Consider the following 12,575-nt stretch of genomic DNA (forward strand, 5'->3'; position numbering starts at 1 on the left):
TTCTCCAGTCACAGGAGAACGTTAATGAAACCGCAGGTTTACCACGTCGATGCTTTTACCTCTCAACCATTTCGCGGCAATTCTGCCGGTGTTGTTTTCCCCGCCGATAATCTCAGCGAAGCGCAAATGCAGCTTATCGCCCGCGAATTAGGTCATTCCGAAACTGCTTTTCTGCTGCACAGCGACGACAGCGATGTGCGCATCCGCTACTTTACGCCAACGGTTGAAGTGCCGATTTGTGGTCACGCGACAGTAGCTGCGCACTATGTACGTTCGAAGGTATTAGGTTTGGGAAATTGCACGGTCTGGCAAACATCTCTGGCAGGACGGCATCGCGTGACTGTTGAAAAGCAAAACGATGATTATCGTATTTCGCTGGAACAAGGTACGCCGGGCTTTGAGCCACCGCTGGAAGGCGAAACACGTGCGGCGATTATCAACGCGCTTCATCTCACTGAAGACGATATTTTGCCAGGCTTGCCAATCCAGGTGGCAACCACAGGACACTCAAAAGTGATGATTCCGCTGAAACCAGAAGTGGATATCGACGCCCTTTCGCCTGACCTTGCTGCGCTGACCGCTATCAGTAAACAGATTGGCTGCAATGGTTTCTTCCCGTTCCAGATCCGCCCTGGCAAAAATGAAACCGATGGTCGCATGTTCTCGCCTGCGATTGGTATCGTGGAAGATCCGGTGACCGGCAATGCCAATGGCCCGATGGGCGCATGGTTAGTACATCACAACGTATTGCCCCACGATGGCAACGTGTTGCGTGTTAAAGGCCATCAGGGGCGCGCATTGGGTCGTGATGGAGTGATTGATGTAACGGTGACAATTCGCGATAACCAGCCGGAGAAAGTTACCATTTCCGGCACGGCGGTGATTTTGTTTCATGCCGAATGGGCAATTGAACTCTGAAACCGTTGCCTGATGCGCTTCGCTTATCAGGCCTACAGCCGCATCGTAATTTATTGAATATATTGGCTAATGTAGGCCGGATAAGGCGTTTACGCCGCATCCGGCAACCTGATATAAACTATTTCCCCGCCTCCGGATGCGTATCAAACGCTGCCATCACCAACGCTAAATCATCCACTGTAAACCCATGTTTGGCATCATCCACGCCCAGTCCAAACTGCTCCTGCATCACCGCATACAACGACACCACATCCGGTAGATTTAGCTGCTCCACTGCATGTCCATTTTCATAATGGGTGAAATGAAAATTGGTCAGTGTCAGCTTGCCACCGTCCGGCAAATGGCGGCACATTAACAAATGATGGCGAAAATGCGATTGCGGCCAGTGCGCCGACCAGAAATTACCCATCACATAATCGCTTTGTTGCTGCTCGCAGAGATCAAAACGGTACATCGACTGCCAGTGCTGATGATGATTAAACTGCAACACCCAATCATCACCCTCCTGCAACAACCGATACTCTCCGTGTGGCGTGGTCTGCACGAGCTCGGGAACTAATCGAATCGGCGCGGTTAGCGTCTGTCCACCGAAACCGACATCAGCAATCCATTTTTCCCCTTCCACTTCCACCAACAACAAACGATGGGTGCGCGGCGGTAATGCTGGCGGATTTGATAACACTACGCGCCCTAACAAGCTGCGAACGTTAAACCCCAGCTCGCGTAACACCCGCTCAAACACGCCATTCTGCTCAAAACAGTAACCACCACGACGGGCTGTCACCAGTTTCTCTTCCAGCGATTGATCATCAAGCTGTATTTCCCTCGGCAGCAAAACGTCGAGGTTTTCAAACGGAATGGTGCAATTGTGTTTCAGGTGCAATGCACGCAGCGTATCTATATTGACCGCAGCAGCTCCCAACCAGTTAATACGGGCAAAATAGTGATTCAGAATGGGCGTCATCAGGCGTTTCCCTTAGTGGTTTTCTCAACTTATAACCTGGAATAGACGCTGCACCGGCTATTTTGTGCGATCGCGGACATGCATCACGTTCGCAAATCGCCAATCCCGTTAATTTCGTTACTTATTGCGTTACGAGCTACGCTTTTAAAACACCCTTCATAGCGAGGCGATACCGTGAGCCGATTCATCCCTGTCGAATTACACCATGCCAGCCGTCTGTTAAATCATGGCCCAACTGTCTTGATCACCAGTTTCGATGAGCAATCCCAGCGGCGTAACATTATGGCAGCCGCCTGGTCAATGCCGGTGGAGTTTGAACCGCCACGCGTGGCGATTGTGGTAGATAAATCGACATGGACCAGGGAGTTGATTGAACGTAATGGTAAGTTTGGCATCGTTATCCCGGGTGTTGCAGCAACTAACTGGACGTGGGCGGTGGGAAGTGTGTCGGGGCGTGATGAAGATAAGTTTAATTGCTATGGTATTCCGGTTGTGAAAGGTCCGGTGCTTGGTTTGCCGCTGGTCGAGGAAAAATGTCTGGCGTGGATGGAGTGTCGCCTGCTACCTGCAACTTCCGCGCAAGAAAAATACGATACGCTATTTGGCGAAGTGGTATCTGCAGCGGCAGACGCACGAGTATTTGTCGAAGGCCGCTGGCAGTTTGATGATGACAAACTCAATACGTTGCATCATTTAGGTGCTGGCACGTTTGTTACCAGCGGCAAGCGTGTTACGGCAGGTTAAGCATTACATGCTGTAACCGGGTTTCTTTATCAAAGCCTCCATTTGGGGCGCGATTTCGGCATCCCAGATAGCTTGCCAAGATTCTGGTTGAATCTGCTGTAGAGAAATGCTTATCGAGCTATCTTTACTGTTCAGATGGCGAATAATAACGTCGGTAATATCTGCAGCAAGTGCTGCTTTTTGTTGTTCGTCCAGTTCACGCGGAAAACATTTAATGTCTATGTGCGGCATGATTGTGCTCCTTTTGAAAGATGTCAGTAAAATTAACACACGTTGTGAATGTCGTGTGTCCGGTAATGCGTTTTTACGGCAATAATGCCTACTTGAAATTGTACATATTTGTACTACACACTTTTAAATAAAGCGCCAATGAAAACGTTAACTTGCAGAATATATTCTTCGCCAACATGCCATTAAGAAAACATCAATTTCCCGGCTTGCCAATTTGTTAACGCCCATTATAGTTATTCTTGCCCTCACTAAAAATTTTCATCCGTAATTACCCCCAATAAAAATCCATTCTGGAGACGCTTAAGATGCAGCTTAATCATATCGTTAAAAGTCTGCTAATAACGGGATTATTCACCACCAGTTCTTTACCTCTCCTCGCGGCGGAAGCTCCTAAAGACGCCACCGCAGCCACGCAACAAGCAAACAATTTACTCTACAACCAGTTGCCGTTTGCCGATAACACTGACTTTACTGATGCCCATAAAGGTTTTATTGCCCCTATCCCTCAAGACGTGATTAAGGGCGAACAAGGGAATGTTATCTGGGATCCACAACATTACGCTTTTATCAAAGAAGGCGATAAAGCCCCTGATACGGTGAATCCGAGTTTATGGCGTCAGGCGCAACTGATAAATATCAGCGGGTTATTCGAAGTAACTGAAGGTGTCTATCAGATTCGCAATCTCGATCTATCAAATATGACCATCATTGAAGGCAAAGAGGGTATTACCGTCGTTGATCCCCTTGTTTCAGCAGAAACAGCCAAAGTGGGTATGGATCTCTATTACAAAAATCGCGGCAAAAAACCGGTAGTGGCGGTTATCTATACACACAGTCATGTCGATCACTACGGTGGTGTTCGTGGCGTAATTGATGAAGCTGACGTTAAATCAGGCAAAGTTAAAATCTATGCGCCAGCCGGATTTTTGGAGGAAGCCGTTTCCGAAAACATCATGGCTGGCAATGTTATGAGCCGACGAGCCAGTTATATGTATGGCAACTTATTGAAACCTGATGTTAAAGGCCAGGTGGGGGCTGGACTGGGAACGACTACTTCAGCAGGAACAGTCACGTTGATTGCTCCTACTAACTACATCACCAAAACCGGACAAATAGAAACTATTGACGGGTTGACTTATGATTTCCTGATGGCGCCAGGTTCTGAAGCGCCTTCTGAAATGCTGTGGTTTATTGAAGAAAAGAAACTGATCGAAACCGCTGAAGATGTCACGCACACCCTTCATAACACCTATTCGCTGCGTGGGGCTAAAATTCGCCAACCGCTGCCGTGGTCAAAATATATTAATGAAGCTCTCAATTTGTGGGGTGATAAAGCCGAGATTATTCTCGCTCAACATCACTGGCCAACCTGGGGCAACGATAACGTGGTCAAACTGCTTAAAAGCCAGCGTGATTTGTATCGTTACATCAATGATCAAACTCTGCGCATGGCTAATCAAGGGATGACCCGTGATGAAATTGCCGCAAACTTTAAACTGCCCTCTTCACTGGCTAACACCTGGGCGAATCGCGGCTATTACGGTTCGGTAAGTCATGACGTGAAAGCAACTTACGTGCTTTATCTCGGCTGGTTTGATGGTAACCCCGCGACGCTTGATGAACTGCCGCCAGAAGAAGGCGCAAAAAAATTCGTCGAGTATATGGGCGGTGCTGATGCCATTTTACAGAAAGCCACACAGGATTATGACTAGGGTAATTTCCGCTGGGTTGCCCAAGTTGTTAGTAAGGTGGTGTTTGCCGATCCAAACAACCAGGCAGCGAGAGATCTGGAAGCTGATGCGCTTGAGCAGTTAGGCTATCAGGCTGAATCTGGGCCGTGGCGTAATTTCTATCTCACTGGTGCACAGGAATTGCGTAATGGCGTACAAAAATTACCAACACCAAATACTGCCAGCCCAGACACCGTGCGTGCGATGACGCCGGAGATGTTCTTTGATTATCTTGCCGTCCATATTAATGGTGAGAAAGCGGCAGATGCCAAAACCGTGTTGAATTTCGATTTTGGTGAAGATGGCGGCACCTATAAAGTGGAGCTTGAAAATGGTGTTCTCAATCATACCGCTGGTGTAGAGGCTTCGGATGCTGATGCCACTATCACTCTGTCTCGTGATGTATTGAACAAAATTGTACTGAAAGAAGAGACGCTGAAAGAAGCCACGGCCAAAGGAGATGTCAAAATTACTGGCAATGAGGAAAAACTCAACGAGCTGTTAGGTTATATGGATAATTTTGAATTTTGGTTCAATATAGTGACACCATAAATTTACTGCATACCGGGCAGGTATCCTGCCCTTTTTTGGTTAAAAAATGGCTGAACGAAGAAAAACTCATCACTCATGGAAAACCCGCCGCGATATGGTTATTCGCGGCATGACGATTAGTTTGCCATGGTTTGCTTTTATCAATGTCAGTTTTGCATTGATAATTTTGCTGCGCCGTGTTCTGTTTAATGACCTTACTCCACCCTGGTTAAATGAAAAAAGCCTTATACATTCTATTGATATATCTGCAACGGGTATTCTGCTGATTTGCAGTGGTTTACTACTCATCCCTCGGCAAAAAACATTACCTATCCAGGTGCTATTAGTTGCCCTGAGCCTGCTATGGTCATGGTGTAGTTATCACTTTATTGCGTACTGGACGCTGCAGTTTGCTTATCCACTATGTGTATTATTAATGCTTAGTGGCGTTGTCGCACTTTATTTCCATACCCTATCATTGCTCGCATTTGTCATTCCCTTATGGTTCACCACTCCAATAGCGAGTCTTATGCTTAATCAACAGATCAATATTCATTTTGCTGTTGTATGGTGTATTTTTTCACTGGCGCTATATGGTGGGCGACTCATTTTGTTACGTTGGTTTGAAGAAGCATGGGTACAAAACAGTTATAACAACCAGTTAATTAATCGCCTTGATGCATTAGCACATCGTGATCCTTTAACTGGGATAGCAAACCGACGTGCAATGAACAGTATCTTACACGACGCGATGGATAACGGCGGGTCATTTGCTCTTATTATGCTGGATGTCGATTTTTTTAAACGTTACAACGACACTTACGGGCATCCTGCTGGGGATCGTTGTCTAATACAAGTTGCCGACGCTCTACAGCGTTCAACTCGCCAGTCGGAGGATGTTGTTGTCCGTTATGGTGGCGAAGAGTTTGCCATCATACTTTTTAATGCAACATTGCCGGAAGCAGAGACGGTAGCAGCCAGAGTGAAGCAAGAACTTAAACTGGCAGCTATCCCACATCAGGCATCTGCTGTTAATGCATTTGTTACGGTTAGTCAGGGGATTACCTGTTCTGCTCCCGCAAAAACGGCTGAACAAATTATTTCAGATGCCGACGCTGCGTTATACCGGGCGAAAGAAAGTGGGCGAAATCGATGGGCTTTATAAGCATTAGGGGACTGGACAGATTACGTCTCTCCTCGCTTAACAAGGGCTGACGGAGGGTAATAATTGTCTATAGCTATCTTCTTAGCGATGTCTTTCTGGTATCACATTGGATCGGTGCAATTATTTTTCCTTTAATACCCATTATGTTAAGAAATTCAGAAACAGCTGTAATCTCATTGTTTTTTTCATTCGTCTTGATCTTCCAAGGAATCTGACTGTGCATTATTGAGAACACACTAATAACGTGAATCGCTCCCTTGCGACGACTCTTGTCATAAGAGTACCGGAGCGTTTTTCCATCAATTGCAATGACGTCTTTATCATCTGAAGAATGGCAGTCAAGCATCCAGTTAATAAAGCACTCATGAAATTTTTCAGGACTGATACAGGATACAACTCTGGCAATGGTATCGTGAACAGGAATACCATTATCAAAATCACCATGTTGCTTCAAAAAATCGAGATGTGTTTCCCCAAAATCCTCTATATCTTCCCAGCCTTCTGCACCCGAAATAACGGCACAAATAGTCAACAGTAGAATATCCGATAATTTATGCTCCACTTTCCAGGCTTGTCTGTAATCGGGGATAATAGAAATATGTTCCATCAATTTTTTAAGTTCCATTTTTTTCTCCTTAATTATGTAAAGAGTATTTGATCATGTATAAGCAATAAAAAACAGCTTTAGGTAATGAGGAATATCTCAATTTTTAAACATAAAATGCGAATTATTTAGTACAAAAAAGCAGCGTTACGTGATCTTTCCCTGCCCTATCGGGTCTGTGTGATATATCGTCCCTGTCCCGGATTGTAGTACCGGTGCCAGTTGTAGTGCAGTTCGGATTCGTCGTCATACTGCTAGCCCGGATGGCGGAGCAGTTGCTCTAGTCACTCAGAATATTGTAATAGTAATATAGTGCAGTGCCGGTTTCAATATCCTAACGCTGGTCTTTTGCCTGTATTAACTGATTTAGCTGGTTTGCTACATATTAATGCCTTCAGATTTTCCCTTTCCTTGTCTGTGATACTGTCGCAAACCCTACTAGCCCATTCTACTTCACTCTTCTCCAGGCATTCAATTTTCTTATTGCTCATTGTTCTAATGTTTGGTGTTGCATCTCCATTTAATAACATCCATGTTTCATTTTTCTTCATAAAACATCTTCCATTATGTTCAAAGATATTAGGTGTGAATATATTATCAGAATCCCATGTTACGACTTGCTCGAGGGCTATATTATCTTGATAGTCCATGCCAGAATTATAATAATCACAAGATATAATTATCATGGAAATAATTATCACTAATATCTTCCCAAGCATTTCCATTTACTTTACCTCTTGAAATTTAAATGGGAATCCAGTGAAAGGACCTTTAGGCATAATATATCTTTGATATCCATAAAACTCACCGAGCACTTGTAGGCTTATAGGCGCATTTGTATTCATAGAGGGGTTGTTAAACCCGCACGCCTCAAAAATCATGTTCGTTCGGCTAAAACAATTATTTGCAACAGGAAGAGGCCCGAGGTTAATAGTTTTTAGTTTTTTATTAAGGTCTATTGCCTTATTCATCATACATTGTTCTTCTTCATCTGTTGTATCTATTATCCAAATCCAGGTATCTCTGCGGGGTTGCATCTTTTTAAAATAATCAGAGACAGAGGCGCCCATCTCATCCCCAGTTCCCGAACTCATTAATCCATATCGATTTGCCGCCGCAGCATGCCCAAAAGGATTATCAGGAACGGGGCCATTACCTATTATCATAGTACTAAGGCCTAATGGATCAACGTGTTGCACTGGATTCAGCGGATATTGGTACAGATTCCATCCCCCATCCCCCCCTATCGGGTCCTGGATGATATACCGCCCCTGCAACGGATCGTAGTACCGGTGACGGTTATAATACAGCCCCGACTCCTCATCGTGTTGCTGCCCTGGCAGACGGTACGGCTGGTGCAGGTGATGCGGGTTTTCCTCATTCAGCAGGTTTCCCCACTCATCATACTCCCCGCTCCACGCCGTATTGCCGTCTTCGCTGATGAGCGCCAGCGGCAGGCCCCGGTGGTCGCAGTGGTAAAGATGAACTTTTCGTGCCGGTGTGTATTCCGGCTCCACCTGTCTGGCCAGTTGCTCTACCGTCAGCCCGCACTGCGCAAGCCACGCCCGGCTTTCACTGCTCACGCGGTCTGCCCGGATTTCTTCCTCCAGTCTGTCCAGCAGCCGTACCAGTTCAGCCGGGAACACCACGCCGTGCCCGTCCTCGCTCCCTTCCTGCTGCAGCTTCTCCGCCAGGCTGTGGCGCTGCGTTTTCTCCCGCTCGCCGTTGTCTGTTTCGATGCGGATGAGTGGTGTGAAGCTTCCCGGCTCGTATACCGTCTGGATCCGGCTCTGTTGTGTCTGTATCGTCGTCAGCCTGTCACCGTCCCAGCCGTACCACGTTACCTCCGGTTTACGCGACAGCGACATCCACCCCGTCAGGTCACGTACCCGCCGCCACACCCGTTTACCCGTCCGGCGGCCCAGCGGGTCGTAGAGGTAGCGGCTCTCCACCTGCGGCTCGCCATGCTGTATCCGCGTGTAGAACTCCAGGCGGTGCTGGCTGTCGTAGTGGTAGTGGTGGGTCCGCTCGTCGTCCGTCCGTATCACACCCGCCGGGATGCGGTCCGTCTTCTCCGTCAGCCTGCCGTATTCATCGTGGCGGTAGACATAGTGCGCATCCTCCGCGATGCGGTTATCCAGCCACACTGTGAGTGTACTGTCCGGGTGCAGCTCCGGGTCCGGCAGCCGGTTGCCCGCCGGGTCCGTGGCATACGGGATGCGGATGTCCAGGTCCGGTGCGAGGGTGCGCACACTCGCCAGCCTGCCCGTGGCGCTGTAGCCGTATTCCCGCGTCTGTCGCGGGCCGCTGATGCGCACCAGGTCGCCGTTGTCATTCCACCCGTAGTCACGGTCATACACCAGGCTGTTCAGGTGCTGGCTCTGTAACTGGCCTGCGGGGGTGTATGTGCTGGTCAGTTCGTATGCGGCATTACTGCCTGCCATGCTGCCGAAGCTGCGCACCGTCTCCCGGTGCAGCCTGTCCCGCGTATACTCGACCCGCGGCGTCCCGCCCAGCTTCATGCCCGCCAGATAGCCGCTACCATAGGTCAGCCACTCCACCGGCGGCAGGCTGTCCGGCGTGACGCGGTTTGCCAGCCCCTGCTCGTTGTATGCGTGTTTCGTCTCATGCTGCCACAGCAGTTCCCCCGTCTCCGGGTTCTCCACCGTCTGGCGTTCGCCGGTCAGGCGGCCTTTATCGTCATAGCCATAGTGGACGGCAACATGGTGGCCTTCACTGGTATGGCTGAGGGTGGTTAACCACCCGTGCTCATCATACTGCCACTGCTCTGCCGGGTCGCCGTTCACCGTCCGGTGCGTGATGCGGTCTGCTTCATCGTAGTACCACTGCGTGACCTGCCCCTCATCCTCGCTGCGGATGAGCTGCCCTGTGGCGCTGTACCGGTAACGCTGTGTCCTGCCATCAAAGCCGCGCTGCTCCGTCAGGCGGTCCAGCACATCGTAGGTAAATTCACTCCGGCTGCCGTTCTCGTTGGTCAGCGTGGTGACACGTCCTGCCGCGTCATACTCCATACTGCGCGTCAGCCCGCCCTGCGTGGTGCTGACCGCTTTTCCCCACGCATCGTACTGTGTCTCGCTCCGGTTGCCGTCCGGGGTGATAACGGCAGTCAGGTCGCCTGCGGCGTTGTACTCATACTGCGTTTCACGGCCCTGTGCGTCTTTCACCGAGGTTAACCGGCCACGGTTGTCATAGCGGCGGTAACGGCTGATACCTTCCTCGCGGTGGACCGCCGTCATCTGACCAAAGCGGTCGTATTCATAGCGGGTCTGGTAGCCCGAGCAGTCGGTGAACGCCAGCAACTGCCCGTAGCGGCTCCAGGTCATCTGCCGGGTGCTGCCCGTCGCATCCGTTGTCGTCGCCGGTAACTCACTGTACGCGTCATCGTAGCGGTAGCGTACTGTCTCCCCGCTGCGCGATGTCTCCGTTACCAGCCTGCCCGGTTCATCATATGCCCGGCGGCTCTCCAGCCCGTCTGGGGACACCACTGCCGTCACCTGGTTCCCGTCGTTATAGTAAAATTTCGTCTCCCGCCCGTCCGGTGTGGTGATGTCCGTGATATCGCCTGACACCACATTCAGACCGTACTCTGTCCGCCGTCCCGCCGCGTCCGTCTGCGCCGTAAGCCTTCCTGCCGCGTCATACCCACTGTGCGTGGCGCTGCCGTCCGCCAGTTCTTTTTTCACCACCCGCCTCAGCCCGGCCCCGCCTTCTGTATGCAGCACCTCACGCCGGTTCAGGCTGTCCGTGACGGTGATGCGGTCCTGCTCATACTGGTAGCGGTAACTCAGGCCTGCCGGGTTCAGCTGCTCCACCACCCGCCCCGCATCGTCGTAGCGGTAGCGCATCTCCGGCCTTCCCGCGTAACGGTGCGCCACCATCCGGCCCGGGTGCTGCGCGTCATACGTGAAAGCGCGCACCTGCGTATTGCTGCGGTCATATACCGCCAGCAGTTCACCGGCTTCCGTATACGTGTACCGCACCAGTGGCGCACCGGGCAGGCTCTCCGGGTATGCCGGGTCGTGCATCAGCCACACCGCCGAAAGACGGATGCCCCTGTCGGGGCCGTATTCGGTACCGGGCAGTGTGTCGGGGAACGCTGAGGCTGAAAGAGGGCGGGGGGTGTCAGGGGAAAATAAGGAAGCGGTGTGCTGTTTACGGGCCTCTTCCGCCCGCTGCGCCTGCGTGGTCAGCACCAGACGGAACTCCCGCCCGGCACCGTCCGTCACGCCGGTGATTTCCCCGGCCAGGTCACCGGCGGCCTCACGCCGGTACGTCAGCGTCCGCCCGAAGCGGTCCGCCAGCCCGGTAAGCACCCGGTACGGCGGCAGCGGCGCTGGCAGTACGTCCTCAGTGCCCGGCACCCGCTCTGACCACCCCAGTATCCACCACGGTCCCTGTGCGCTGTTGGTCGCCAGGTAAAGATGCGGGCTTAACCGGATATCCGGCGGCAGCGACGCCCACAGCCGTGCCAGCGTGTGGCCGTCCGGCTGCGCTGCCTTACCACCGCGAACCAGCCACATTGACTCGCTGCGGCTGTACACCGCCTCCCCCGGCAGCAGCGGCTCAAAGTGAATGCTCCGCCCGCCGTTGTCGTTGAGTATCAGTCCGTCATCACGTATCTGTAAGCGGATATCAGAAGGCGCTTTCCAGCCGGGGCCAAAAATTCCCACCGGCGCAGGCGTCTTCGTCCGGTAGCTGCTGTAGGTGCGGGAGAGAATGAACGGCAGCGGGCCGGGCAGCGCAAGGTCCGTCTCGCCGGGCAGCACCTTCGCCCCCAGCAGCGGATTTACCGGGTTGCCCGAAGTCATCCTGCCCGGACACACCGAGCACGCCACGCCGGTGGGCGCGCCAATTCTTACACCTGCCGAACCCTGGACAATGGGACCGCCATACTGAGTCATATCTCCCTGACGCGCCGCTGGTTTTCCGCTCATGATTCAATTCCTTCTTCTGTTTATTTTTAATGCTTGTTTGTTACTGAATACCGAACAGGTACGGGATCAGTACTCTCTCATATCCGGCGTATCCTGCTTTTCATCAGGGGTCTTCGGTGGGGATTTCGAGGCTGCACAGTTCCAGTTAATCAACAGTGAGTCACCATTAACCTGCTCCTTACCCTGCAAATGAATTTTTGTGCCGTTGAGAAAAATTTGTCCGTCCTTAGTCAGCACCAGCCTTGCCTTACCACAGCAGAGTTCCAGATGCTCACCGGCGGAGTAAATCGCGGTCTGCCCGGTATCATCCTTTTTCGTTTTACCAACGGTGAAGGTAACGTTATTTCCGACTTTGACGTCATAACCCAGCCCGACCATCAACGATTTATGCAAACCGATCTGCGAGGACTGCATCAGGGCCACCGAAGTGTTCATAATGCCACCTACCGTCGTCTGATACGCCACGCCCACAGTCAGCGCACGAACAAGTCCAATCGTTTCCACCTGAACAGAGCCCACTTTAATGATCTGGTTACTGCCCACCGTCTCTATCTGGTTAACGCCCACCGTCTGTATCTGATTGTTGGTAACCGCAATCATCTGATTGTTGCCAATGGTCTCAGCATGGTTGTTTATCACATCCGTGGTGCGGTTATTCAGCACCTCGGTGTTCATGTTCTTCTGCGCGTGGATGTAGACCTGTTCTTTCCCTGTCGCATCGTCAAACTTCAGT

8 protein-coding genes and 3 pseudogenes are annotated in these 12,575 nt (G+C 50.9%); 4 read left to right on the top strand and 7 right to left on the bottom strand.

The features are described from left to right. Window positions 1-24: 24 nt before the first annotated feature. Entirely contained in the window at window positions 25-918 is an 894-nt protein-coding gene (locus tag ACJHWK_RS22525) for a PhzF family isomerase (protein WP_001523251.1), read from the top strand. A gap of 118 nt (window positions 919-1,036) precedes the next feature. Here the strand turns inward: ACJHWK_RS22525 and nhoA are convergent, their stop codons facing one another. Beyond that, on the bottom strand, window positions 1,037-1,882 hold the full coding sequence (gene nhoA, locus ACJHWK_RS22530) for an N-hydroxyarylamine O-acetyltransferase (RefSeq protein ID WP_001523250.1): 846 nt from the start codon (window positions 1,880-1,882) through the stop codon (window positions 1,037-1,039). Window positions 1,883-2,056: 174 nt separating this feature from the next. On the opposite strand from nhoA, the gene ACJHWK_RS22535 reads away from it, so the two are divergent. Beyond that, the gene (locus tag ACJHWK_RS22535) at window positions 2,057-2,626 is read left to right on the top strand and encodes a flavin reductase family protein (RefSeq protein ID WP_000085928.1); all 570 of its coding nucleotides are present in this window, start codon (window positions 2,057-2,059) and stop codon (window positions 2,624-2,626) included. A 3-nt stretch (window positions 2,627-2,629) separates the two neighbouring features. On the opposite strand, the gene pptA is transcribed toward ACJHWK_RS22535, so the two are convergent. Then, window positions 2,630-2,857: a tautomerase PptA gene (gene pptA / locus ACJHWK_RS22540; protein ID WP_001120147.1), complete on the bottom strand. Its 228-nt coding sequence runs from the start codon at window positions 2,855-2,857 to the stop codon at window positions 2,630-2,632. Between the two features lie 305 nt (window positions 2,858-3,162). Between pptA and ACJHWK_RS22545 the strand changes: the two are divergent. Then, a pseudogene (locus tag ACJHWK_RS22545) lies at window positions 3,163-5,139 on the top strand (alkyl/aryl-sulfatase). 94 nt (window positions 5,140-5,233) lie between these two features. Then, on the top strand, window positions 5,234-6,283 hold the full coding sequence (locus tag ACJHWK_RS22550; protein WP_170886406.1) for a diguanylate cyclase: 1,050 nt from the start codon (window positions 5,234-5,236) through the stop codon (window positions 6,281-6,283). Window positions 6,284-6,357: 74 nt separating this feature from the next. Here the strand turns inward: ACJHWK_RS22550 and ACJHWK_RS22555 are convergent. From ACJHWK_RS22555 to ACJHWK_RS22575, 5 genes and pseudogenes are all read right to left on the bottom strand, one after another. Beyond that, a pseudogene (locus ACJHWK_RS22555) lies at window positions 6,358-6,908 on the bottom strand (ISAs1 family transposase); the annotation flags it as partial. Window positions 6,909-7,063: 155 nt separating this feature from the next. Beyond that, window positions 7,064-7,171, bottom strand: a pseudogene (locus ACJHWK_RS22560) (RHS repeat-associated core domain-containing protein); the annotation flags it as partial. A 42-nt stretch (window positions 7,172-7,213) separates the two neighbouring features. Further along, window positions 7,214-7,612 carry a hypothetical protein gene (locus ACJHWK_RS22565; protein ID WP_021523077.1) on the bottom strand — a complete coding sequence of 133 codons (399 nt, stop codon included), beginning with the start codon at window positions 7,610-7,612 and terminating at the stop codon, window positions 7,214-7,216. Further along, window positions 7,613-11,842: an RHS element core protein gene (locus tag ACJHWK_RS22570; protein ID WP_410234933.1), complete on the bottom strand. Its 4,230-nt coding sequence runs from the start codon at window positions 11,840-11,842 to the stop codon at window positions 7,613-7,615. A 66-nt stretch (window positions 11,843-11,908) separates the two neighbouring features. Then, window positions 11,909-12,575, bottom strand: a 667-nt coding sequence (locus ACJHWK_RS22575; RefSeq protein WP_404855428.1) for a bacteriophage T4 gp5 trimerisation domain-containing protein, incomplete at its 5' end; no start/stop codon positions are given.

This window comes from Escherichia sp. WS547, from assembly GCF_046486065.1.
Classification (GTDB): Bacteria; Pseudomonadota; Gammaproteobacteria; order Enterobacterales; family Enterobacteriaceae; genus Escherichia; species Escherichia coli.